The following is a 23,444-nucleotide window of genomic DNA, read 5'->3' on the forward strand; positions in this document are numbered from 1 at the left end:
AGGCCCCGAAACAGAGTGCGGCGAGAGATCAGCGGCGCGCCTCCGCGACCGCGTAGAGCACGACCGACGCAGCGACGCCGGCATTGAGGGACTCTACGGAGTTGGCCATCGGGATCGACACTATCTGATCGCAGGTCTCCTGGACCAAGCGGGACAGCCCACCACCCTCGGCACCGACGACGATCACCAGCGGACCATCGGCGAGGCCCTCAGGAGCACCCAGCTCGGGCAGCGTGATGTCGCCCTCCATGTCGAGCCCGACGACCATGCAGCCGGCCTCCTGGTAGGCCTTCAGCTGCCGGGTCAGGTTGACCGTCTGCGCGACCGGGATCCGCGCCGCGGCGCCGGCGCTCGTCTTCCACGCCGCGGCGGTCATCCCGGCCGCACGCCGCTCCGGGATCACCACGCCATGGGCTCCGAAAGCCGCGGCCGAGCGCACGATGGCGCCCAGGTTGCGCGGGTCGGTGACCTGGTCGAGAGCGACGATCAGCGCCTTCTCCCTGACCTCGGCCGCGCGGTCGAGCAGGTCGTCGGCGTGGGCGTACTCGTAGGCCGGGATCCGCGCCGCGAGCCCCTGGTGGCCGTTGAAGCCGGTGAGCCGGTCGAGCTCGACCTTGGTCACCTCGAGCAGCGAGATGCCCTTCTCGGAGGCGAGCATGAACGCCTCGCGCAGCCGGCCGTCGCGCTCAGCACCCTCGGCGACGTAGAGCCCGTTGACCGGTACGTCCTCGCGCAGTGCCTCGACCACGGAGTTGCGTCCGATGATCCACTCGGCGTCACCGGCGGCCCGCTTGCGCGGACCCTTGTTGCGCTGCTCCGCGGCCTGAGCCGCCTTGTGGGCCTTGTGGTAGGGCCGGTCCTTCGCCTTCGGCGTCGGGCCCTTGCCCTCCAGACCCTTGCGCCGGTTGCCGCCGGTGCCGACCTGGGCACCCTTCTTACGCCCCTTCGCGATCGCTCCGCGACGCTGGGAGTTGCCTGCCATCAGTTAACGCTCCATTTCGGACCCTCAGGGGTGTCCTCGATCTCGATCCCGGCGTCCTTGAGCCGGTCTCGCATGGCATCGGCGCGGGCCCAGTCCTTGGCGGCGCGCGCCTCGGCGCGCTCGGCCAGGACCCCGCGAACAAGTACGTCGAGCGCGCCGGTCAGCTTCTCGTCATCACCGCTCGCCGGGCCCCACGCCGGGTCGGCGGGGTCCAGACCGAGCACGTCCAGCATCGCGCGGACGCTAGCGGCGACCCCGCGCAGCGCTGGGCTGTCGCCGTCGGTGAGCAGCTTGTTGCCCTCGCGGACGACCTCGTGCAGGGCGCCCACGGCGGCCGGGGTGCCGAGGTCGTCGTCCATCGCGTTGACGAAGTCGGCGCACGGGACGCCGTCGCCCGGGATCTCTCCGATCGCAGCCGCCGCGCGCTCCAGGAAGCCTTCGATCCGCTGGAATCCGGCTGCGGCCTCCTCGAGCGCCTCGAAGGAGAACTCGACGTGGGACCGGTAGTGGGCCGCGACGAGGTAGTAGCGCAGCTCGATGCCGCGTACCTTCTTCAGGACCTCGGGGATGACCAGCGAGTTGCCCAGCGACTTCGACATCTTCTCGCCGGAGGTCGTGATCCAGGCGTTGTGCAGCCAGTAGCTCGCGAAGGGCCGGCCGGCAGCGCGCGACTGGGCCTGCTCGTTCTCGTGGTGCGGGAAGCGCAGGTCGATGCCGCCACCGTGGAAGTCGAAGGCGGGACCGAGGTATTTCCCGGCCATCGCCGAGCACTCGATGTGCCACCCGGGCCGTCCCAGCCCCCAGGGCGAGGGCCAGGAGGCGGTCTCCGGCTCGGAGACCTTCCGGCCCTTCCACAGCGCGAAGTCACGTGGGTCGCGCTTGCCGCGCGGGTCGGCGTCGGCGGCGGCCTCCATGTCGTCGACCTTCTGCCCCGACAGCTCGCCGTAGGAGGGCCAGGAGCGCACGTCGAAGTAGACGTCCGCAGAGCCGTCCTCGGCAGCGTAGGCATGGCCCTTCGCGATCAGCTCCTCGATCAGCGCGATGATCTCGGGGATGTGACCGGTGGCCAGCGGCTCGTAGGTCGGCCGGGCGACGTTGAGCGAGGCGTACGCGGCGTCGAGCTCGCGGTGCATGGTGTAACCGAGGTTGTACCAGGGACGTCCCTGCTCGGCCGACTTCGCCAGGATCTTGTCGTCGATGTCGGTCACGTTGCGGATGAAGGTGGTCTCGTAGCCCGACGCTCGCAGCCACCGCTGCAGCACGTCGAAGTTCACCCCGCTCCGCACGTGCCCGACGTGCGGCTCGCTCTGCACGGTCAGGCCACAGACATAGAGCGACGCCTTGCCGGGCTGCAAGGGGGTGAAGTCACGTACTTCACGGGTCGCCGAGTCGTAGAGCCTGAGTGCCATGCCCCAAGTCTAGGGACGTACGCGGGTTCCCTACCTATCGCGACGCACGATGAGCGCGGTTGCGATCGCGGCTACGCCCTCGCCGCGGCCCGTGAGCCCGAGGCCGTCGGTGGTCGTGGCGGTCACGGCGACCGGCGCGCCCGCCGCCGCGGAGAGCGTCTCGTTGGCCTCGGCCCGCCGGGGACCGATCTTGGGCCGGTTGCCGATCACCTGCACCGCGACATTCCCGATCTCGAAGCCGGCCTCACGGACGCGGCGCGCGGCCTCGGCCAACAGGACGACTCCGGCCGCCCCCGCCCACTCGGGCTCGGAGGTGCCGAAGTTGGACCCCAGGTCGCCGAGCCCCGCGGCGGAGAAGAGCGCGTCGCAGCAGGCGTGGGCGGCGACGTCCCCGTCGGAGTGCCCGGCGAGACCCTGCGGCTCGTCGGGAAAGGCGAGACCGGCCACATGCATCGGGACACCGTCGGCAAGGCTGTGTACGTCGGTCCCGATGCCGACCAGAGGAAGCTGCACGCTCCGCAGTCTCCCAGATAGGACTCAGGCAGCCTTTCGGTGGCCGACGTGGATGAGCCCGTCGACGACCCGGACCTCGTAGGCGGGGATCGTCACGTGCGGGTCGTCCAGGCACTGTCCCGTACGCAGGTCGAACCCGTGCCGGTGAGCGGGCGAGGCCACGAACGGCACCCCGTCGCGCACCCCGACGATGCCCTTGGCGATCACCGACGCCTTGGCGAACGGGTCGTGGTTCCCCAGGGCGTAGACGACGTCGTCGGGCATCCGGAAGATGGCGATGGCCTGCCCGTGGACCAGTGCCGTGGCGCCGCGCTTCACCTCGAGCGCGTCGACCGGGCAGACGGACTGCCAGTCACCCTGGTCGTCCCGCTGCGCGTGCGCACTCATGCCGGCGCCTCCGTGGAACAGGGCCAAGAATACGGATCCGCCGGCCTGAGGCCGATGGTCGCTCGCTGGCGCTCGCTCATGACGTCGCCGGCCCGAGCCGCTTCGTCCACATTCGTCGGGTCCTCCCTTCGGTGGATTTGAACCGTAGGACGCGTGAGGGACACCTCCTGTTTCGCTCTGTTACGCGTACGTAAACACCAGCGCCCAGCCCATCGGCCGTCTTCGCCGCCGAACGGATAGCCTCCAGGGGTGCCTGCCGCTCTCGTCCTCCTGGCCGCCGGATCCGGCACCCGCGTCGGAGCCGCCACCAACAAGGTGCTGCTCCCGCTCGACGGGTCCGACGATCCGGCCTCCTCAGCCCTCGGTCTCTCGCTCCGGACCGCCCTGGCCGTGCCCGACGTGCACCGTCTCGTCCTGGTCGTACGCAGCGGCGACGAGGAGGCGGTCGCGGCCGTCGCCCAGCCCCTGCTCGGGGACCGTGAGGTCGTGATGGTCGCCGGCGGCGACACCCGGCACGCCTCCGAACAGGCCGCACTGGCCGTGCTCCGGGCCGACATCGAGGCAGCCGGTGAGGACGGGATCGACGTGGTCGCGATCCACGACACCGCCCGGCCACTGGTGTCGCCCGAGCTCTTCTCCGTGGTCATCGGCGTCGCCCGCAAGCACGGTGGCGCCATCCCCGCCGCCCCGCTCAGCCACCTCTCGACGCGTGACCTGCAGCCGGTGGCAGGTCCTCTCGTCGGCGTACAGACACCGCAGGCGTTCCGCGCGGCCGACCTGCTGGCCGCCTATGCCCAGGCCGCGGCAGACGGCTTCGACGGCACCGACACCGGCGCCACCCTGGAGCGCTACGCCTCCGGCGTACGCATCGTCGCCGTGCCCAGCTCGTCGCTGAACCTCAAGGTCACCTTCGCCGACGACCTGGGCGCGGTCGGGAAGCTGCTCAGCTGACGGCGCTGACCGACAGCGCTTCGAGCAGGCGTACGTCATCCTCGGAGGCGACGCGGCGGCCGACCGGCGGCGCCTCGACCGAGACGACCGGGAACCGGCGGGCGAGCGAGCCCGCGATCTCGGCGAAGTCGCCGGAAGGCCAGTCGTCCAGGGCCGCGACGACGGCCGGGGGCAGCACGATCGGCGAGGCGACCGAGACCAGCGAGGTGCGGTCGATGGTCGCGCCGAGCACCGGCACCCCGTCCTCGATGGCCAGGTTCTTGACCGTGTCCGTGACCGGGCGTACGCCGACGACGACCGCCTCGCGCGCGAGCGCGGTCGAGACACAGTGAGCAATGAAGGCCGGCGGGGTCATCGGGCACAGCGAGTCGTGCAGGACCAGCGGCTCCTCGGCCTCGACCATCCCCTCCCACGAGGTGGTGAAGTCGACGGGCGTCACGCCGGACTCCCCGAGGGACCAGGTCGCCGCGGCGACCAGCGCCTCACCGTGGATCAACGCGAACGGCAGCGAGCCTCGACCGTCATCGGCGACGAACCCGAGGGCCGGCGGAACCTCGGCAGTCTCGTCGATCTCGTCGTAGTCGGCGTAGGGGTCCTCCATGAGAGTCACCGTATCCACACCAAAACGCGAAACAGGCCCCGGGTTTCCCCGGAGCCTGTAACGCAGACCGAAACCAGCGTCAGCTGGCCAGCACCTCATCGAGGAGGACTTCAGCCTTGTCTTCGTTGGTGTGCTCGCACAGCGCGAGCTCCGAGACGAGGATCTGGCGTGCCTTGGCGAGCATGCGCTTCTCCCCGGCGGAGAGGCCACGGTCACGCTCACGACGCCACAGGTCACGCACGACCTCGGCGACCTTCATGACATCGCCGCTGTGCAGCTTCTCCAGGTTTGCCTTGTAACGACGCGACCAGTTGGTCGGCTCTTCGACGTGCTCCGCACGAAGCACCTCGAAGACTCGATCAAGCCCGTCCTTGTCTACGACGTCTCGAACTCCGACGAGCTCGAGGTTGTTGGCCGGAACACGCACCACGAGGTCCTGCTGAGCGATGATGCGGAGGACCAGATACTGCCGCTCCTCGCCCTTGATGGTGCGCATCTCGATGTCTTCGATGACGGCCGCGCCATGGTTCGGGTATACGACGGTCTCGCCGACGGTGAAAGTCATATTTTTAGGTACCCCTTCCTAGGGCTATAAGTCTACCACGGATCTTAGAATTCGGATTCCGTGTTTGCGCAGGTCAGGGGCTCAATCTGGGGTTGACAGATTGATAACTTGTGTGGTTCCGCGCGCGCAGGCCCGTTGAACGTGGCAGCATGGCTGATTTCGAAACGACTCCGAAATCTCGCCGTAGCCAGCCTGTTGTCCTGCGCGGCTCGGCAGAGTGCCCGATACTGCCGCCATGGCGAATGCATCGCAGAGCGCCCCCAAGACCATCTTCACCGTGTCGTCGTCGCACGCCCAGGATCAGGACCCGGAAGAGACGCAAGCCAGTGCGTCGGCCGTTCCTGATGCCCCGGCGGGCCGAGCAAGCGTCATGGACAAGGTGGGCAACTGGGCCCCGTTCCTCCTCATCCGCTCCGCCCACCCCCGCCAGGCGGTGCTGACCGCCATCGGCCTGTCGGTGGCGGCCGTCCTCGCCGGGCTGACGACGCGCGAGGTCACGCTGATCGCGGTCACCGTGCTCGTCGGCCAGGCCGTTCTCGGCTGGCACAACGACCTCGTCGACCAGGCCGTCGACCGTCGTCACGAGCGCGAGGGCAAGCCGATCTCGGACGGCCGTCTCGAATCGGGCAGCGTCTGGTTCGCGCTGTGCTGCGGCGTACTGCTCGTCATTCCGCTCTCGGTCACCTCGGGCACCGTCGCGGGGCTGTTCTACCTCGGCTCGCTGGTCCTCGGGATGCTCGCCAACGTACTGCTCCGCAAGGGCCTCTTCTCCTGGGTCCTGTGGGCGGCGGCCTTCGCCTGCTACCCCGGATACCTCTCGTACGCCGGCTGGGCCGGTGAGTCCGCGGGCGGACCGCCGCACTGGGTGATGGTCGCGCTCGCCGCGGCGCTCGGTGTCGGCGTGCACTTCCTGACCGCGCTGTGGGGCCTGGTCGCCGACAACGAGGACAAGTGGACGTACCTGCCGCTCAAGGCCGGGCTGAAGCTCGGGGCCGGCAAGCTCCTCCTCGTCACGCTCGTCTACATCGCCGTGGTGATCGCCGGGATGCTGTACGCCGCGAGCGCCGTCGGACTGCGTGCCTGACCCTTTTCCGAGATCGCGGGATCGGGCGGATAGAGTGTCGCGCGTGACGACCAAGGTTATGCAGAAGCGGCTCGCAGTGACGGGCGCACTCGTGGCTCTCGCGCTTCCGGCGCTGACCGCCTGCAGCAGCTTCGACTACGCGACGGACCGGCCCAACGAGATCACCCACGGCGGGTCGACGCTCGACGGTGCCATCCGGATCAACGCCGCTCGCATCGTGACCGCGCAGGAAGGCTCCGGCGTCCTGGTCGGCACCTTCTCGCTCGACCCGGCGATCAACCCGGCGGTCGCCGGCAAGGCGCTCCCGACGGTCACCTCGATCGCCACGGCGGCCGACGCCGAGGAGACGGTCACGCCCGAGTCGTTCACACCGATCGAGCTGCCGAAGTCCGGCATCATCAACCTGGCCGACCCGACCGTCGGTGGCATCGCGGTCACCGGCGACTTCAAGCCGGGCGACAGCATCCCGATGACCTTCACCTTCTCCGAGGGTGAGGAGAAGACCATCTCCGTCCCGGTGGTCACCCAGTGTGGTCCGTACGCCGAGGTCGTCGCAGCCGTCGACGAGACCACGAAGCCCGCGAAGAAGGGCAAGAACGCCGAGGCCGAGGCGTCCGAGGACGCTGCCGCCGAGGGCGCTGCCGAGGGCACCGAGGAGGCGTCGACCCTGCCGGCCGACGAGCCCGCCGAGAGCGAGCACGCGACCGAGACCGAGGGCGAGCACGCCACCGAGGGCGAGGCGCACGACGAGTCCGCGGGCACCATCTCCGAGGACCCCTACTCCTGCGAGTTCCCCCCGGCCGCTCTGCCCGGTGCCGAGGAAGCTCACTGATGACCTACAAGCTCGTCCTTCTGCGTCACGGCGAGAGCGAGTGGAACGCGCTCAACCTGTCCACCGGCTGGGTCGACGTCGACCTCACCGACAAGGGCCGGGCCGAGGCCGTCAACGGCGGCAAGCTGCTGGCCGAGGCCGGGATCCTTCCCGACCTGGTCCACACGAGCCTGCTGCGACGTGCGATCAACACCGCCAACATCGCGCTCGACACCGCCGACCGCCACTGGATCCCGGTGCGCCGCGACTGGCGTCTCAACGAGCGCCACTACGGCGCGCTCCAGGGCAAGAACAAGTCCGAGACGCTGAAGAAGTTCGGCGAGGAGCAGTTCCAGCTGTGGCGTCGTTCCTACGACGTACCGCCGCCCCCGATCGAGGCCGACTCCGAGTACTCCCAGGCCGGTGACCCGCGCTACGCCGACATCGACGTGCCCGCCACCGAGTGCCTCAAGGACGTCGTCGCCCGGATGATCCCCTACTGGGAGTCGGCGATCGTGCCCGACCTCCAGGCCGGCAAGACCGTCCTGGTCACCGCCCACGGCAACAGCCTGCGCGCGCTGGTCAAGCACCTCGACAACATCTCCGACACCGAGATCGCCAAGCTCAACATCCCCACGGCCCAGCCGCTGGTCTACGAGCTCGACGAGTCGCTGAAGCCGGTCGTCACCGGCGGCACCTACCTCGACCCCGAGGCCGCGGCCGCCGCCGCCGAGGCCGTCGCCAACCAAGGCAAGCAGTAACAACCACAATCCCGCCGGGTCGGCTCGTCTTGACGAGCCGACCCGGCGGGATTTTCGGTCAGTACGAGCCGACTCGGCAGGTCAGGAGTCGGCGGGGGTCTCGCCGGTCACGACGAAGACGACCCGGTTGGCCACCGTGACGGCGTGGTCGGCGATGCGCTCGTAGTAGCGGCCCAGCAGAGCCACGTCGACGGCCGGCTCGACGCCGTGGGTCCAGTCCTGGCCCAGCAGCTCGGCGAAGGACTTGCGTCGCAGCTGGTCCATCTCGTCGTCGTCGGCGACCAGGTCCTGAGCCGCGGAGATATCGCGGGTGCGGAGGATCTCGCAGGTGCGCTCGACCATCTGCTGGGCGATCTCGGCCATCTTGCCGATGGTCGGCTGGGCCAGCTCGGGGACGGCCTTGTTCGGCGTACGCAGCCTGGCGATCTTGGCGACGTGGACGGAGAGGTCGCCCATCCGCTCGAGGTCGGAGATCATCCGCAGCGCGGCGACGACCACGCGCAGGTCGCCGGCGACCGGCGACTGGAGGCCGAGCAGCTCGAGGGCGTTCTCCTCGATGCGCTCGCGGGCGTCGTCGATCTCGACATCCTTGTCGATCACCTGCTCGGCGAGGTCGTTGCGGGCCTCGAGAAGAGCGGTGGTGGCGTCGCGTACGGCCACCGACACCAGCTCACAGACACTGGTGAGATCGGTGAAGATGGCATCGAGGTCCTCATGGAAAGCAGCGCGCATGGGCCGATCCTAGACACACGACATGTACTGATCTTCATCCCGAGTGAACCGACGGTGAACGTTCGGCGCGGAGACGTCCAGAGGTGAAGAATGGGTGTTTGATGGGCTTACCCTGATCGTGTGGACTCGACGACGCAGGCCTTTCTTGCTGCGCTCCTCGGCGCTGTCGTCGCCGGAGCGGCGGTGCTTGCGTGGGCGATGAGCGAACGTTCCCGCCGCCGGATCCCCGAGGTCGAGCCCCCGAAGGTTCCCTCCGAGGTGGCCGCGGTCCTCTCGGTCCTGCGCAGCAGCGCGGTCGTCGTCGACGAGCACGACACGGTGCTCAAGGCCAGCGCCCCGGCGTACGCCCTGGGTCTGGTGCGCGGCACCTCGCTGGTCTCGCCCGAGCTGTCCGAGCTCGTCCACGGTGTGCGCCGTGACGGCCAAATCCGGGAGACCGAGCTGGTGATCTCGCGCGCCAACGGGGCCTCGCGGCACGTCACCGCCCGGGTCGCTCCGCTCGGCACCCGCCTGGCGCTCGCCCTGGTCGAGGACCGCACCCGCGAACGCCGCGTCGAGGCCGTACGCCGCGACTTCGTCGCCAACGTCAGCCACGAGCTCAAGACGCCGGTCGGCGCGATCCGAGTGCTCGCCGACGCGGTCACCGAGGCCTCCGACGACCCCGAGGCCGTACGCCGCTTCGCCCACCGGATGATCACCGAGTCCGAGCGCCTGACCGAGCTCGTCCAGCAGATCATCGAGCTCTCCCGGCTCCAGGGCGACGAGCCCTTGGAGGCGCCGATCGCGGTCGACGTCGACAAGGTCATCGCGGCCGCCGTCGACGCCTCGACGGTCGACGCCGACGCCAAGGGCATCAACGTGGTCAGCGCCGGCACCGCCGGGTTGCACGTCTTCGGCAACGACGAGCAGGTCTCGACCGCGGTCACCAACCTGGTCTCCAACGCGGTCGCCTACTCCGACCCCGGCTCGACCGTGACCGTCTCGACCCGCGCGACCGACGGCTCCGTCGAGATCTCCGTGGTCGACCAGGGCATCGGGATCCCGTCCACGGAGATCGATCGGATCTTCGAGCGCTTCTACCGCGTCGACCCGGCTCGCCACCGCTCCACCGGTGGCACCGGGCTCGGCCTGTCGATCGTCAAGCACGTCGCCGCTACGCATGGTGGCGAGGTCAAGGTCTGGTCGCAGGAGGGTCAAGGTTCCACCTTCACCCTCACCCTGCCCCAGCACCTACCAACTGCCGGGAAGTCCGGCACAAGCAAGGAGGAACGCCCGTGACCCGGGTACTCGTCGTCGAAGATGAAGCCAGCTACAGCGAGGCACTGTCCTACATGCTCCGCAAGGAAGGCTTCGAGGTCGCCGTCGCCGAGGACGGCACCGACGCTCTGAAGGAGTTCGACCGCAACGGGGCAGACATCGTGTTGCTCGACCTGATGCTTCCCGGCCTCTCCGGCACCGAGGTGTGCCGGCAGATCCGGGCCACCTCGTCGGTCCCGGTCATCATGGTGACCGCCAAGGACGACGAGGTCGACAAGGTCGTCGGCCTCGAGCTCGGCGCCGACGACTACGTGACCAAGCCCTACTCCCCGCGCGAGCTCGTCGCCCGGATCCGCGCCGTCCTCCGCCGAGGCACCGAGCCCGACGCGGCTCCCGCCACCCTCGAGGCCGGGCCCGTCCGGATGGACGTGGAGCGCCACGTCGTGACCGTGGACGGGTCCGAGCAGCGGCTGCCCCTCAAGGAGTTCGAGCTGCTGGAGATGTTCCTGCGCAACCCCGGCCGCGTCCTCACCCGCGGCCAGCTCATCGACCGCGTCTGGGGCTCCGACTACGTCGGCGACACCAAGACCCTCGACGTACACGTCAAGCGCCTGCGCGCCAAGCTCGAGCCGGACCCGTCGGAGCCGAAGTTCCTGGTCACGGTGCGAGGGCTGGGCTACAAGCTCGACCTCTGAGGCTGTTCCTTCGTCGAGGTATGCAGCCGAAGGCTCACTCCCCCAGCGGAGCTCCGCTGGGGATGTGTTCCTCGGCCTGCATACCCTGACGAAGGTCCGCGCCGCGCGGCATCACCAGAGACATCAGCGCGGCGGCGGCGCACAGGGCGCCGGCTGCGTACCAGACCAGGTCGTAGGACCCGGTGACATCGCGTACGACGCCGCCGATCCAGGCGACCAGGCCGGCTCCGACCTGGTGGGAGGCGAGCACCCAGCCGAAGACGATCGGAGCGTCCTCGGGCCAGATCTCGCGGCACAGCGCGAGCGTGGGCGGCACGGTGGCGACCCAGTCGAGACCGTAGAAGACGATGAAGAACACCATCGGCGGGTGCACCTCGGACGAGAGCAGCATCGGCAGGAAGATCAGCGAGATCCCGCGCAGCGAGTAGTAGACGCCGAGGAGCACCACGGGGTTGAAGCGGTCGGTGAGCCAGCCGGAGAAGATCGTCCCGACGACGTCGAAGATCCCGATCACGGCGAGCAGCGAGGCGGCCGCGACGGTGGCCATCCCGTGGTCGTGCGCAGCGGGTACGAAGTGGGTCCTGATCAGCCCGTTCGTGGTGATCCCGCAGATCGCGAAGGCACCGGCGAGAAGCCAGAAGGCCTTGGTACGCATCGCCATCCCGAGCACGCGCACAGTCCGTAGCGCGGCGCCGGTCGCGGGCGCGGGGCGCGGCACGATCTTCGAGGCGCCGTAGGGCGCCAAGCCGATATCCGCCGGGTAGTCGCGGAGCAGCAGCAGCACGAACGGGATGACCGCGGCGGCGACCAGGGCGATGGTCACCGAGGCGGCCCGCCAGCCGAGCTCCCCGATCAGCACGGCCAGTACCGGCAGGAAGATCAGCTGTCCCGAGGCGCCGCCGGCGGTCAGCAGACCGCTGACCAGGCCCTGCCGCTTGTCGAACCAGCGGGTGGTGATCGTCGCGCCGAAGGCGAGCGCCATGCAGCCGCTGCCGCCGCCGACGAGGACACCCCAGCCGAGGACGAACTGCCACGACTGGCTCATCCACACGGTGCCGAGCGAGCCGAGGGTGATCATGGCGAGCGCGACGGCGACCACCGGACGGATCCCGAAGCGGTCCATCAGCGCCGCAGCGAACGGGGCGGTCAGGCCGTAGAGCGCGAGCTGCAGGGTGATCCCGGCGCCGATCGTGCCGCGCGACCAGCCGAACTCCTCGTGCAGCGGACCGACCAGGAGGCCCGGCGCCGCGGTGAAGGCGGCGGCGCCGACGATGGTCACGAAGGCGACGGCGGCCACCCACCAGGCCGGGTGGATGCGGGGGCGGCGCGCGGCTGCGCGGCCGGCAGGCGGCGGGGTCGTCGTCTGGGTCATGACGGTGATCCTTCCGGATTCGCACCACTCCAGATAGTGGCCTGATTGTCATCTATCGGTAAGATCCAGCCATGAGCGACGTACGGGTGGCTTCCCCGCACCGGGTCGCGGTGCTGATCCAGGACGGGTTCATCCCGTTCGAGATCGGCATCCCGCACCGGATCTTCGGCAGGGCCCGCGACAGCGAGGACCGGCTGCTCTACGAGGTCGTCACCTGCACCACCGGCGAAGCCGGACCGGTGCAGTCGGACTCGGACGTGGTCGTCCTCGCACCGCACGGACCCGAGGCGCTCGCGGACGCGGACACCGTGGTGATCCCGAAGTTCGGCCTCGACTACCCGACGGTCTCGGACGGCGTCCTGTCGGCGCCGCTGAAGGAGGCGCTCGACCTCATCCGGCCCGGCACCCGGATCATGTCGATCTGCACCGGCGCCTTCGCGCTCGCCGCCGCGGGTCTTCTCGACGGCCGCCCGGCGACCACCCACTGGTCGCACACCGACGACTTCCGAGCCCTGTTTCCGCAGGTCAAGCTGGACCCTGACGTACTCTTCGTCGACGACGGCGACATCCTCACCTCCGCCGGCGTTGCCTCGGGCCTGGACCTCTGCCTGCATGTCGTACGCAGCGACCACGGCGCCGCGGTCGCCAACCGCGTCGCCCGCGCGACGGTCGTACCTCCCCACCGCGACGGCGGGCAGGCGCAGTTCATCCGGCATCACGCCCCCGCCCCCGGCGACACCGGCATCTCGGCGGCGACCGCCTGGGCCCTCGCCCACCTCGACCGGCCGCTGAGCCTGGAGGCGATGGCGTCCCGGGTCTCGATGTCCGTACGCACCTTCACCCGGCGGTTCCGCGACGAGACCGGCGACTCCCCCGGCCGCTGGCTGCAGCGCCAGCGCATCGAGCTCGCCCGCAACCTGCTGGAGACCACCGACCTCTCGATGGAGCAGGTCGCCGCCCGCTGCGGCCTCAACACCGCCCAGTCTCTCCGCCTCCACTTCCACGCCGCCCTCGGCGTCACCCCCACCGCGTACCGCCGCACCTTCCGCGGCTGACCCCACCGAGGCGTCACCCCGGTCGGCCGAGGCGTCACTCCGGTCGGCCGAGTGGGCACCACCGTGACCTCTCGGCCGACGCCGGTGACGCTTCGGCCGACGCGGCTGACGTCTCGGCGGGGGCGAGATGGCGGGATGTCGAACATGGATGGCTGATATCCGCTCGCGCCCCGGGGCGCGGATCTTTACCCTTTTATCGTGACGACGACGATCAGCCCCGCGCCCGCTGCGACCACGCCGATCTGGAAGCCACTGATCGCTTGCGGGATCACGCTGGTCCTGTGGGCGTCGGCGTTCGTCGGGATCCGTCACCTGGGCGACACCGTTCCTCCGGGGAGCCTGTCGCTGGGCCGGCTGATCGTGATGGTGGCGGCGCTCGGCGCCTACCTCGCACTGAAGGGCGGGTTCCGGCTGCCGACCCGGAAGGAATGGCCGCTGATCGCGCTGGGCGGTGCATCGTGGCTCGGGATCTACAACCTGGCGCTCAACGAGTCCGAGCGCCGGATCGACGCCGCGACGGCGGCGCTGATCGTGCAGGTCGGGCCGATCGTGGTGGCGCTGCTGGCCGGCCTCGTGCTCAAGGAGACGATCCACCGGTGGATCCTGATCGGCACCGGCGTCGGCTTCGCAGGGGTCGTCGTCATCGGCCGCGCCTCGGCCAACGGTGACACCGGCGATTGGATCGGCGTCGCCCTCTCGGTCGTCGCGGCGCTCACCTTCGCGGTCGGCGTCCTCACCCAGAAGAAGCTGCTGCCGACGATGAGCGCGCTGCTGCTGACGTTCTGGTACGCCATCGCCGGCCTCGTCATCTGCCTGCCCTGGTCGTTCGAGCTGGCCACCACGATCCCCGACATCAGCGTCGGCAACATCGGCTGGATCGTCTACCTCGGTCTCTTCCCGAGCGCGCTGGCCTTCGTGACCTGGGCTTATGCCCTGTCACACTCCGATGCCGGCAAGTTCGCACAGTCGACGTTCCTGGTGCCGTTCATCACCGCGCTGATGGCATGGCTGGTGCTCGACGAGGTGCCGCCGGCCCTCGCCTTCATCGGTGGCGCGATGTGCATCGCGGGTGTGTTGATTACCCGGCGCCAGCCGCGTTAGTCCTCGCCGGCCTGCGCGCTCCGCGCGCTTGCTCCCTCGCTCGGCGCGAGCGGACGAGCAAGCTCGCCGCTCGTCCTCACTCGGTCGCCTCGAGCCAGCCCCGGAAGGCTTCGAGGTTGGCGGTCGACTCACCGCGCAGCTTGCGCCACTCCCACTCCTTGCGGATCGAGGAGGCGAAGCCGAGCTCGAGGATGGTGTTGAAGGACTCGTCCGCGTACGTCAGGACCGAGCCCAGCAGCCGGTCGAGCTCGCCCGGTTCGACCATCGCCAAGGGCAGCCGGCCGTCGAGGTAGATGTCGCCGAGCCGGTCGAGACCGAACGAGACCCCGTAGAGCCGCAGGTTGCGCTCGAGCAGCCAGCGGTAGACGGTCTCGTGGTTCTCGTCGGGACGGCGGCAGACGAAGGCATGGACGCCGAGGGCGTGCTGCCCCAGGTCGAGCCGGACCGGCGTCTGCAGCTTGCGCTCGCCCGGGAGCGAGAACGAGAAGACCACCTCGCCACCCGGCTGGGACGTCTCGTCCCAGGTCAGGTCGTTGGACTTCAGCCAGCCGCGTACGACCTCTTCCAGGTCGGTCCGCGCATCAGTCATGCCGTCAGCTCCTCACGCATCAGCATCTTGGCCTCTTCATAGACCTCGAGCGTATTGCGTGCGGTGAGATCCCAGGAGAAGTCCTGGGCGTGTTCGCGGGCTCCGTCGGCCAGGGCGGACCAGCGTGAGTGGGAGGCGATGGCGTTGGTGAGCGCGTCGGCCCACTGCGCCGGGTCGTGGCCGTCGACCAGGAGCCCGCTGCGGCCGTGGTGCACGGCGGTGGTCAGCCCGCCGACCGCGGCCGCGACGACGGGCGTGCCGCAGGCCTGGGCCTCGACGGCGACCAGGCCGAACGACTCGTTGTAGGAGGGGACGGCGACGACGGAGGCGGCCGAGTACCAGAGCGCGAGTTGGTCCTGGCGCACCGGCGGGACGAACCGGACCACGTCGGATATCCCCAGCTCAGCGGCCAGATCGGCCAGCCCGGTCGGGTGCTCCAGACCGGAGCCGGAGGGACCACCGACGATCGGGACGACGAGGTTGGGGCGCAGCGACGGGTCCCGGGCGAGCATGACCGCGGCCGCCCGCAACAACACATCCGGAGCCTTGAGCGGCTGGATGCGACCGGCGAAGAGCAGCACGTGAGCACGGGCAGGGAGCCCGAGCGCGGCACGCGCCGCGGCCCGCCCGCGCGGACGGAAGACCCGCAGGTCGACCCCGGGATGCACGACGGCGACACGGCCCGGCTCCGCGTCGTACATGTTGATCAGCTGCTTGGCCTCGAGGTCGGTGTTGGCGATGAGCATGTCGGCGGCATCGACGACCTGCTCCTCCCCGATCACGCGGGCCTCGGGCTCGGGACAGTCGCCCTCGGCGAGCGCCTCGTTCTTGACCTTGGCCATCGTGTGCATCGAGTGGACCAGCGGCACGCCCCAGCGGTCGCGGGAGAGCGCACCGACCTGGCCCGAGAGCCAGTAGTGGGAGTGCACGGCGTCGAAGTAGCCCGGCGGGTTGGACGCCTCTGCGCGGAGCACCTCGCGCGCGAACGTGCACAACTGCCCCGGAAGGTCACCCTTGGCCAGCCCCTCGAACGGACCGGCGTGGACGTGGTGGACGGCGACCCCGTCGTACGCCTCCACGACCTGCGGCAGGCGCGAGGAGGTCGCGCGCGTGAAGATGTCGACCGCGATGCCCTGGGTGGCCAGCCGCCGGGAGAGCTCGAGCACGTAGACGTTCATGCCGCCGGCGTCGCCGGTGCCGGGCTGGTCGAGCGGAGAGGTGTGCAGACTGACCATCGCTACGCGGTGGATCATTCCTGCCCCTTTGTGTATACGCCTGTGGTCCCGTCTCTCAACACGTGGATCTCGCTCATCATTCCCGGCCGCGTGAACCAACGTGAATCGTCTTCGATCGTGGGACCCGGTGGGCAAAGTCGAGCGAGCGACGAGAGAATGGCGCCATGTCGTCCAAGAATGCTGTCGTCACCGGCGCCTCGAGCGGGATCGGCGCGGCCACCGCCCGCCAGCTCGCCAAGGAGGGCTACCACGTCTTCCTCGCCGCTCGCCGGGCCGACCGGATCGCAGCGCTGGCCGATGAGATCGGTGGCACCGCGATCGCGACCGACGTGACCTCCGACGACTCCGTCGCCACGCTCGTCGAGGCGGTCGGCGACCGTCTCGACCTGCTGGTCAACAACGCCGGCGGCGCCTTCGGGGTGGACAAGGTGGCCGAGGCGGACCTGACCAAGTGGCAGGCGATGTTCGAGGTCAACGTGATCGGCCTGACCCGCGTGACCAAGGCGCTGCTCCCCGCGCTGGTCGCCTCGGGAGCGGGCGCGATCATCAACGTCGGCTCGATCGCCGGCCGGCGCGCCTACGAGGGCGGTGCGGGCTACAACGCGGCCAAGTTCGGCACCCGCGCGGTCACCGAGGCGCTGCGCCTGGAGATCGTCGACAAGCCGGTGCGGATCATGGAGATCGCCCCGGGCATGGTCCAGACCGAGGAGTTCTCGCTCGTACGTCTCGGGGGCGACCAGGCGGCCGCCGACGCGGTCTATCAGGGCGTCGCCGACCCGCTGGTCGCCGAGGACATCGCCGACGCGATCGTGTGGATGGCGACCCGTCCGGCTCACGTCAACATCGACGAGCTGGTCATCAAGCCGCGCGCCCAGGCGGCCCCGCACAAGGTGCACCGCGAGGGCTGACAGCCCCTGATCCGGCCTCTGACCTGGTCTAGTCCAGGTCAGAGCGACGCCGAGGATTCAGTACGCGAGAGCCGACGGTGTCACACTCGATGACGTGCAGACGATCGGACTCATCGGCGGCATGAGCTGGGAAAGCACCGCCGCTTACTACGAGGGACTCAACAAGGGTGTCCAGGAGCGGCTCGGCGGTCTCCACTCCGCCAAGATCGTGCTGGCCTCCGTCGACCTGGCCGAGCTGACGGCACTGCAGGAGAAGGAGTCCTGGGACCAGGTCGCCGAGATCTTGACCGCCGCGGCCCGCAGTGTGGTGGCCGGCGGCGCCGACTTCATCCTGCTGTGCACCACCACCTTCCACAAGGTCTACGACGAGGTGGCTGCCGCCGTCGACGTACCCGTGCTGCACCTGGCCGACGAGCTCGCCGCGAAGGCCAAGGAGCTCGGCATCACCAAGGCTGGGTTCCTCGCCTCCCGCTACACCGTGGAGAACGACTTCTTCGCCCAGCGGATCTCGGACCACGGCGTCGACGTGAACCTGCCCGACACCCTCCACGTGGAGATGCTCGACTCGATCATCTACGAGGAGCTCATCCACCGGAACGTCGTGTCCGGCTCGCGCAAGCGGGTCCTCGAGGTCGTCCACGAGCTGTGGGACGCGGGCGCCGACGGCGTCATCCTCGGCGCCTCCGAGCTCAGCCTGCTGGTGCGACCCAGCGACGTCGACGTACCCATCCTCGACGCCATCACCGTGCACGTCGAGGCCGCGCTCGACCGCGCCCTGCCCTGACGCTGATCAGCTCTCGAGCAGCTCGTTGGCAACGGCGCGCAGCTCGGGGCTCATGTCGCCCTCGTGCACGACCACCTTCCGGCCGTCGACCTCGAACTCGTAGATGTAGCGATCGGCACCCTTCGGCTTCGAAGGGGTGACGTCGCGCTGCGCGATCAGGTTGCGCAGGGCGGCCACATGGGCGGCCGAGGGCGCGAGCTCCGCGACCCCCTCCTTGGTACGTCCCAGGAAACCGCCGCTGCGGCGTACCTTCACCATGGTCGGGCCCTCACCATCGGACGCGGGAGCCCCGGATGCTGGGGTGACCCCGACCTCGGACCACGCGGTGGTGACCGCCTCGGCCTGGTCGCCGGCCTCGGCGATGGTGGCCGCGGCGAACCCGGCGAAGTCGGTGTCGGTGGTGACGGCGCCGCTGGTCAGCGCGGCGTACCAGATCTTGCCGGCACCGTCCCACGAGTTGCCGCCGATCGCCTTCGCGGCGAGGGCGAAGGCGCGGTTGGGGATGCCGGAGTTGATGTGGACGCCGCCGTTGTCGTCGGTGCCGTCGTAGAGGTCGTCCATGTGGGCCGGCTGCGGGTCCTTGCCCAAGGTGGGGTCGTCGTAGGCGCTCCCGGGCTCGAGCATGTGCCGTAGCCCGACGCCCTGGACCGACTCGGTGAAGAGTCCCTCGCCGATGATCCAGTCGGCCTCGTCGGCGCTCTGGCCGAGGAGGCGCTGCTTGAGGCAGGAGCCGAACACGTCCGACATCGACTCGTTGAGCGCGCCGGGCTGGCCCTGGTAGACGAGCCCGGCGGAGTGCTCGGTGACCGCGTGGGAGAGCTCGTGACCGATCACGTCGACGGCCTTGGTGAACCGCTGGAAGATCTCGCCGTCGCCGTCGCCGAAGACCAGCTGGGTGCCGTCCCAGAAGGCGTTGGCGTAGTCGCGGTCGTAGTGGACCGTCATCACGACCTCGATGCCCCGGCCGTCGTAGGAGTCGCGGCCGTAGACCTCCTCGAAGAGCGCCAGCGAGCCGGTGATCCCGGTCGCGGCCTCGTCGACGCTCTCGTCGCCCGACTCCGGCTCACCCGCGGCGCGGACCTTCTGCCCGGGGAGGTCGGTGCCGTTGTTGGCGGTGTAGACCGTCCAGTCCCCGGCCTCGGCGGTGGTCTCGCCTGCTTCGGGCGCGGCGCCCTGGGCGAGAACCCTGGTCAGGTGCTCGGCCCGAGCGGCTCGAAACGCGTTGTCCTCGTCGAGGCGGCCGGCGTCGAGCCGCTGCATGAGATACGGGGGCACGATCTGGCAGACGTGTTTCCGAGAAGTCATGGGCCTCAGCCAACCGTCATCTCCGGATGCGGGTCAAGGAGGTCACGGCGGATAAGATCAGACGTCCCGTCCCGCGCCAGAAATCGAGCCGCTTCGCACATGTCCGAGATCCTCAAGGCCAATCTACGCAACGTCGCCATCGTTGCGCACGTCGACCACGGCAAGACCACGCTGGTCGACGCCATGCTGCGTCAGGCAGGCACGTTCACCGAGCACGAGGCCGAATCGGTCGCCGACCGGGTCATGGACTCCGGCGAGCTCGAGCGCGAGAAGGGCATCACCATCCTCGCGAAGAACACCGCCATCCACTACACCGGGCCGAGCGCGCCCGAGGGGATGACGATCAACATCATCGACACCCCCGGCCACGCCGACTTCGGTGGTGAGGTCGAGCGCGGCCTGTCGATGGTCGACGGGATCGTGCTGCTGGTGGACGCCTCCGAGGGCCCGCTCCCGCAGACCCGGTTCGTGCTGCGCAAGGCGCTCAACGCCGACATGCCGGTCGTGCTGGTGGTCAACAAGGTCGACCGCCCCGACGCCCGCATCGAGGAGGTCGTCGACGAGACGTACGAGCTCTTCATGGACCTGCTCGACGACTCCCACAGCCAGGACGCGCTCGACTTCCCGGTGATCTACGCCTCGGGCAAGGCCGGCGTCGCGTCGCTCGAGCAGCCCGGCAACGGCGAGCTGCCCGACTCCAAGGACCTGGAGCCGCTGTTCCAGACGATCATGGACACGATCCCGGCTCCGACGTACGTCGAGGGCGCGCCCCTCCAGGCCCACGTCACCAACCTCGACGCGAGCCCGTTCCTCGGCCGCCTCGCGCTGGTCCGCATCCACCAGGGCACCCTGAAGAAGGGCCAGAACGTCGCCTGGATGCGCCGTGACGGCGAGGTCAAGAACGTACGCATCACCGAGCTGCTCATCACCGAGGGCCTCGAGCGCAAGCCGGGCGAGATCGCCGGCCCCGGCGACATCGTCGCCATCGCCGGCATCCCGGACATCACCATCGGCGAGACCCTCGCCGACCCGGAGAACCCGGTCGCGCTGCCGCTCATCCACGTCGACGAGCCGGCCATCTCGATGACCATCGGCACCAACACGTCGCCGCTGGTCGGCAAGGTCAAGGGCTCGAAGGTCACCGCGCGCCTGGTCAAGGACCGCCTCGACTCCGAGCTCATCGGCAACGTGTCCCTGAAGATCCTCAACACCGAGCGTCCCGATGCCTGGGAAGTCCAGGGCCGTGGCGAGCTGGCGCTCGCGATCCTGGTCGAGCAGATGCGCCGCGAGGGCTACGAGCTGACCGTCGGCAAGCCGCAGGTGGTCACCAAGGAGATCGACGGCAAGATCCACGAGCCGTTCGAGCGCCTGACCATCGACGCGCCGGAGGAGTACCTCGGCGCCATCACCGAGCTGCTCGCGAACCGCAAGGGCCGCATGGAGGGCATGACCAACCACGGCACCGGCTGGGTGCGCATGGAGTTCATCGTCCCGGCGCGTGGCCTGATCGGCTTCCGCACCGAGTTCCTCACCGAGACCCGCGGCACCGGCATCGCCCACCACATCTCCGAGGGCTACGACCGCTGGGCCGGCGAGATCCGCTCGCGCAACAACGGCTCGCTCGTCGCCGACCGGGCCGGTGCGGCCACGGCGTACGCGATGACCTCGCTGCAGGAGCGTGGCGTCATGTTCGTCGAGCCGGCGACCGAGGTCTACGAAGGCATGATCGTCGGCGAGAACTCCCGCGCCGATGACATGGACGTCAACATCACCAAGGAGAAGCAGCAGACCAACGTCCGCTCCGCCACCTCCGACAACTTCGAGAAGCTCATCCCGCCGAAGAAGCTCTCGCTCGAGCAGTGCCTGGAGTTCTGCCGCGAGGACGAGTGCGTCGAGGTCACCCCCGACATGGTCCGCATCCGCAAGGTCGTCCTCGACCAGAACGACCGCGCCAAGATCGCGAGCCGAGCGCGCAAGGCCAACAAGTAGGCGGAGCGCTAGCGGAGCCTGCTTGATTGGACTTGTCGCGGGAGGCGAAGCGATCCAGACCGAAGGTCTGAGGATCGCCTCCCGCGCCCGCAAGGCCAACAAGTCCTGATCGACTCATCGGACGGCCGCCGACCCTCGTGGGTCGGCGGCCGTTCTCGTCGTCGGCTGGCTGCGACACTTCGACCATGACCCTCACGACCACCGCCTCGCTGATCAGCTCGGCCTACGAGGAGGGCCGCGGTGTCGCCGCCTTCAACGCGATCAACCTGGAGACCGTCGAGGCGATCGCCACCGGAGCCGAGACCGCGAACCGGCCGGTCATCGTGCAGATCAGCGAGAACGCGGTGCGCTACCACCGCGGCCTGGCTCCACTGGCCCAGGCCGCGATCGCGGTCGCGTCCGGCTCGACGATGCCGATCGCGCTCCATCTGGACCACGCGACCGACGAGCGCCTGGTCGGGATCGCGGTCGACCTCGGCTTCTCGTCCGTGATGTACGACGCCTCCCAGCTCCCCTATGAGGACAACCTCGCCCGCACCGCCGCCGTCGCCCGCCGCTGCCACGACCGCGGCGCCCACGTCGAGGCCGAGCTCGGCGAGGTCGGCGGCAAGAACGGCGTCCACACGCCCGGCGTACGCACCGACCCGGCCGAGGCGGCCGCGTTCGTCGCCGGCACCGGCGTCGACGCCCTCGCCGTCGCGGTCGGCTCGAGCCACAAGATGACCACCCGCGACGCGGCCCTGGACGAGGTGCTGATCGCAGCGATCCACCGCGCCGTCGACGTACCGCTGGTCCTGCACGGCTCCTCCGGCGTGAGCGACGACGGGCTCCGAGCCGCCATCGCCGCCGGGATGACGAAGATCAACGTCGCCACCCAGCTCAACAAGGCCTTCACCGGCGCCGTCCGCGACGCCCTCGAAGCGGACCCGGCCCTGGTCGACCAGCGCCGCTACCTCGGCGCCGGCCGCGACGCGATGGCCGCCGAGACCGCCCGGCTGCTCACCGTCATCTCGGGCTGAGCGACGCCCTCGTTTCCCCAGTTTGGTGGAAGCGCTCCCACGGTCACGAAATCGTTACCACCCGGCTACTTGACAGAGCCTTGTGAGCGCGATCACACTCTCCCTAGTCCCGAGAGTGGAAGCGCTCTCACTCCCCACACAGACGTGCAGGAGCACCCCGTGTCCAAGATCTCCAAGTCCTGGCGCCGCGGTCTAGCCGCTGGCGCGGTCGCCACTCTCGTCGCTGGCCTCGTCGGGGCCTGCGGCGGCAGCGACGACACCGGCGAGCAGGCCAAGCTCGGCAAGGACGACACCCTGACCATCACGACCTTCAGCGAGTTCGGCTACGGCGACCTCATCGAGCAGTGGAACGCCGACCCTGATCGCCCCTTCAAGGTCAAGCAGACCGTCGTTGCCGAGTGGGACACCTGGAAGCAGAGCCTCACCACCGGCCTGCAGTCGGGCGAGGGTCTCACCGACATCGTCGGCATCGAGGGCGACATGATGCCCGCGCTCGTCGCCGAGGGCGCCTCCGACCAGTTCGTCGACCTCACCGACAAGGAGCTCGACAGCCGCTGGATGGAGTCGAAGTACCTCGAGGGCCAGACCGCCGACGGCAAGCAGATCGGCTATCCGACCGACGCCGGCCCCGAGGCGTTCTGCTACCGCGCCGACCTCTTCGAGAAGGCCGGCCTGCCGAGCGACCGCGAGTCCGTGAAGGCCCTCTTCAAGGACTGGGACACCTACTTCGCCACCGGCGACAAGTTCAAGGCGAAGATGCCCAAGACCGCGTGGTACGACTCCAGCGGCGCGATCGCCCAGGCGATGCTCAACCAGGTGGAATACCCCTTCCAGACCAAGGACCAGAAGGTCGACGCCGACAACCCGGAGCTCCGGGCGGTCTACGACACGGTCGCCGAGCACGCCGCCACCCAGTCGACCAAGGTCGAGCAGTGGGGCGAGGACTGGATGGCCAACTTCACCAACGACGGCTTCGCGACCATCCCCTGCCCCGGCTGGATGTTCGCCAACATCAAGGACTCCGCACCTGACGTGAAGGGCTGGGACATCGTCGACGCCTTCCCGGGCGGCGGCGGCAACTGGGGCGGCTCCTACCTCGCCGTCCCGGCTCAGTCCGAGCACCAGGAGGAGGCCAAGGAGTTCGCCAACTACCTGACCAACGCCGAGTCCCAGGTCGCTGCCTCGAAGGTGGCCGGCAACTTCCCGGCCAACCTGGAGGCCCAGTCCACGCTGGCCGAGGAGAACGCCACGGACCCCTACTTCAACAACGCCCCGACCTCGCAGATCCTGGCCAGCCGCGCCGAGGCCGTGCCGGCGGGCGTCCCGTTCAAGGGTGACA

The 23,444-nt window shown here is 69.4% G+C and carries 24 protein-coding genes; 13 read left to right on the forward strand and 11 right to left on the reverse strand.

Going from position 1 to position 23,444, the window contains the following annotated elements; genetic code table 11:
* Nucleotides 1-28: 28 nt before the first annotated feature.
* The 4 genes from rlmB to nirD are packed head-to-tail and all read right to left on the reverse strand — an operon-like array spanning nucleotide 29 to nucleotide 3,291.
* Nucleotides 29-982, reverse strand: coding sequence for a 23S rRNA (guanosine(2251)-2'-O)-methyltransferase RlmB (gene rlmB, locus ABTX24_RS21155; RefSeq protein WP_350715564.1), 954 nt, complete (start codon nucleotides 980-982; stop codon nucleotides 29-31).
* On the reverse strand, nucleotides 982-2,391 hold the full coding sequence (cysS, locus tag ABTX24_RS21160) for a cysteine--tRNA ligase (protein ID WP_350842358.1): 1,410 nt from the start codon (nucleotides 2,389-2,391) through the stop codon (nucleotides 982-984). Before cysS ends, rlmB begins: the two co-directional genes overlap by 1 nt.
* Nucleotides 2,392-2,421: 30 nt before the next feature.
* On the reverse strand, nucleotides 2,422-2,904 hold the full coding sequence (gene ispF, locus ABTX24_RS21165; RefSeq protein ID WP_350842360.1) for a 2-C-methyl-D-erythritol 2,4-cyclodiphosphate synthase: 483 nt from the start codon (nucleotides 2,902-2,904) through the stop codon (nucleotides 2,422-2,424).
* Nucleotides 2,905-2,928: 24 nt separating this feature from the next.
* Nucleotides 2,929-3,291, reverse strand: coding sequence for a nitrite reductase small subunit NirD (nirD, locus tag ABTX24_RS21170; RefSeq protein ID WP_350715866.1), 363 nt, complete (start codon nucleotides 3,289-3,291; stop codon nucleotides 2,929-2,931).
* Nucleotides 3,292-3,540: 249 nt separating this feature from the next.
* Between nirD and ABTX24_RS21175 the strand changes: the two genes are divergently transcribed.
* Nucleotides 3,541-4,242 (forward strand): IspD/TarI family cytidylyltransferase, encoded by a 702-nt coding sequence (locus tag ABTX24_RS21175; RefSeq protein WP_350842361.1) that lies wholly within the window; start codon nucleotides 3,541-3,543, stop codon nucleotides 4,240-4,242.
* On the opposite strand, the gene ABTX24_RS21180 is transcribed toward ABTX24_RS21175, so the two are convergent.
* Entirely contained in the window at nucleotides 4,235-4,843 is a 609-nt protein-coding gene (locus ABTX24_RS21180; RefSeq protein WP_350842362.1) for a hypothetical protein, read from the reverse strand. The genes ABTX24_RS21175 and ABTX24_RS21180 overlap by 8 nt on opposite strands.
* 79 nt (nucleotides 4,844-4,922) lie before the next feature.
* Nucleotides 4,923-5,408, reverse strand: coding sequence for a CarD family transcriptional regulator (locus ABTX24_RS21185; RefSeq protein ID WP_008360791.1), 486 nt, complete (start codon nucleotides 5,406-5,408; stop codon nucleotides 4,923-4,925).
* A gap of 235 nt (nucleotides 5,409-5,643) precedes the next feature.
* Here ABTX24_RS21185 and ABTX24_RS21190 point away from each other — a divergent pair, with 235 nt between their 5' ends.
* The 3 genes from ABTX24_RS21190 to ABTX24_RS21200 are packed head-to-tail and all read left to right on the forward strand — an operon-like array spanning nucleotide 5,644 to nucleotide 8,064.
* The gene (locus tag ABTX24_RS21190) at nucleotides 5,644-6,492 is read left to right on the forward strand and encodes a UbiA family prenyltransferase (RefSeq protein WP_350842364.1); all 849 of its coding nucleotides are present in this window, start codon (nucleotides 5,644-5,646) and stop codon (nucleotides 6,490-6,492) included.
* Nucleotides 6,493-6,535: 43 nt separating this feature from the next.
* Nucleotides 6,536-7,324 carry a hypothetical protein gene (locus ABTX24_RS21195; protein WP_160026821.1) on the forward strand — a complete coding sequence of 263 codons (789 nt, stop codon included), beginning with the start codon at nucleotides 6,536-6,538 and terminating at the stop codon, nucleotides 7,322-7,324.
* A complete protein-coding gene (locus tag ABTX24_RS21200; RefSeq protein WP_160026820.1) occupies nucleotides 7,324-8,064 on the forward strand; it encodes a phosphoglyceromutase in 741 nt (246 codons plus the stop codon). Before ABTX24_RS21195 ends, ABTX24_RS21200 begins: the two co-directional genes overlap by 1 nt.
* A gap of 81 nt (nucleotides 8,065-8,145) precedes the next feature.
* On the opposite strand, the gene phoU is transcribed toward ABTX24_RS21200, so the two are convergent.
* Nucleotides 8,146-8,796, reverse strand: coding sequence for a phosphate signaling complex protein PhoU (gene phoU, locus ABTX24_RS21205; RefSeq protein WP_160026819.1), 651 nt, complete (start codon nucleotides 8,794-8,796; stop codon nucleotides 8,146-8,148).
* A 120-nt stretch (nucleotides 8,797-8,916) separates the two neighbouring features.
* On the opposite strand from phoU, the gene ABTX24_RS21210 reads away from it, so the two are divergent.
* Nucleotides 8,917-10,074, forward strand: a complete 1,158-nt coding sequence (locus tag ABTX24_RS21210) for a sensor histidine kinase (RefSeq protein ID WP_160026818.1) — start codon at nucleotides 8,917-8,919, stop codon at nucleotides 10,072-10,074.
* Complete coding sequence (locus ABTX24_RS21215; protein ID WP_091046002.1) at nucleotides 10,071-10,748, forward strand: response regulator; 678 nt, start codon at nucleotides 10,071-10,073, stop codon at nucleotides 10,746-10,748. Before ABTX24_RS21210 ends, ABTX24_RS21215 begins: the two co-directional genes overlap by 4 nt.
* Nucleotides 10,749-10,782: 34 nt before the next feature.
* Here ABTX24_RS21215 and ABTX24_RS21220 read toward each other — a convergent pair whose 3' ends face one another.
* Entirely contained in the window at nucleotides 10,783-12,120 is a 1,338-nt protein-coding gene (locus ABTX24_RS21220) for an MFS transporter (protein ID WP_350842366.1), read from the reverse strand.
* A 71-nt stretch (nucleotides 12,121-12,191) separates the two neighbouring features.
* On the opposite strand from ABTX24_RS21220, the gene ABTX24_RS21225 reads away from it, so the two are divergent.
* A complete protein-coding gene (locus ABTX24_RS21225) occupies nucleotides 12,192-13,175 on the forward strand; it encodes a GlxA family transcriptional regulator (RefSeq protein ID WP_350842368.1) in 984 nt (327 codons plus the stop codon).
* 198 nt (nucleotides 13,176-13,373) lie between these two features.
* The gene (locus ABTX24_RS21230) at nucleotides 13,374-14,276 is read left to right on the forward strand and encodes a DMT family transporter (RefSeq protein WP_160026815.1); all 903 of its coding nucleotides are present in this window, start codon (nucleotides 13,374-13,376) and stop codon (nucleotides 14,274-14,276) included.
* 76 nt (nucleotides 14,277-14,352) lie between these two features.
* On the opposite strand, the gene ABTX24_RS21235 is transcribed toward ABTX24_RS21230, so the two are convergent.
* Both ABTX24_RS21235 and mshA read right to left on the reverse strand, forming a co-directional pair.
* On the reverse strand, nucleotides 14,353-14,865 hold the full coding sequence (locus ABTX24_RS21235) for a type III secretion system chaperone family protein (protein WP_350715581.1): 513 nt from the start codon (nucleotides 14,863-14,865) through the stop codon (nucleotides 14,353-14,355).
* Nucleotides 14,862-16,118: a D-inositol-3-phosphate glycosyltransferase gene (mshA, locus tag ABTX24_RS21240; protein ID WP_160026813.1), complete on the reverse strand. Its 1,257-nt coding sequence runs from the start codon at nucleotides 16,116-16,118 to the stop codon at nucleotides 14,862-14,864. Before mshA ends, ABTX24_RS21235 begins: the two co-directional genes overlap by 4 nt.
* Nucleotides 16,119-16,264: 146 nt before the next feature.
* Here mshA and ABTX24_RS21245 point away from each other — a divergent pair, with 146 nt between their 5' ends.
* Together ABTX24_RS21245 and ABTX24_RS21250 are read left to right on the forward strand one after the other, a co-directional pair.
* Nucleotides 16,265-17,008, forward strand: a complete 744-nt coding sequence (locus ABTX24_RS21245; RefSeq protein ID WP_350842370.1) for an SDR family NAD(P)-dependent oxidoreductase — start codon at nucleotides 16,265-16,267, stop codon at nucleotides 17,006-17,008.
* Nucleotides 17,009-17,102: 94 nt separating this feature from the next.
* Nucleotides 17,103-17,792 carry an aspartate/glutamate racemase family protein gene (locus tag ABTX24_RS21250; protein ID WP_350715585.1) on the forward strand — a complete coding sequence of 230 codons (690 nt, stop codon included), beginning with the start codon at nucleotides 17,103-17,105 and terminating at the stop codon, nucleotides 17,790-17,792.
* 6 nt (nucleotides 17,793-17,798) lie between these two features.
* Here ABTX24_RS21250 and ABTX24_RS21255 read toward each other — a convergent pair whose 3' ends face one another.
* Nucleotides 17,799-19,097, reverse strand: coding sequence for a M4 family metallopeptidase (locus ABTX24_RS21255; RefSeq protein WP_350842372.1), 1,299 nt, complete (start codon nucleotides 19,095-19,097; stop codon nucleotides 17,799-17,801).
* Nucleotides 19,098-19,196: 99 nt separating this feature from the next.
* On the opposite strand from ABTX24_RS21255, the gene typA reads away from it, so the two are divergent.
* From typA to ABTX24_RS21270, 3 genes are all read left to right on the forward strand, one after another.
* The gene (gene typA / locus ABTX24_RS21260; RefSeq protein ID WP_350842374.1) at nucleotides 19,197-21,086 is read left to right on the forward strand and encodes a translational GTPase TypA; all 1,890 of its coding nucleotides are present in this window, start codon (nucleotides 19,197-19,199) and stop codon (nucleotides 21,084-21,086) included.
* 185 nt (nucleotides 21,087-21,271) lie between these two features.
* Nucleotides 21,272-22,105, forward strand: coding sequence for a class II fructose-bisphosphate aldolase (locus tag ABTX24_RS21265; RefSeq protein WP_350842376.1), 834 nt, complete (start codon nucleotides 21,272-21,274; stop codon nucleotides 22,103-22,105).
* A gap of 159 nt (nucleotides 22,106-22,264) precedes the next feature.
* Nucleotides 22,265-23,444: ABC transporter substrate-binding protein (locus ABTX24_RS21270; protein WP_350842378.1), on the forward strand; the 1,180-nt coding region annotated here is incomplete at its 3' end.

The sequence above is a fragment of the Nocardioides sp. NPDC127514 genome (genome assembly GCF_040302125.1).
Taxonomy (GTDB): Bacteria; Actinomycetota; Actinomycetes; order Propionibacteriales; family Nocardioidaceae; genus Nocardioides.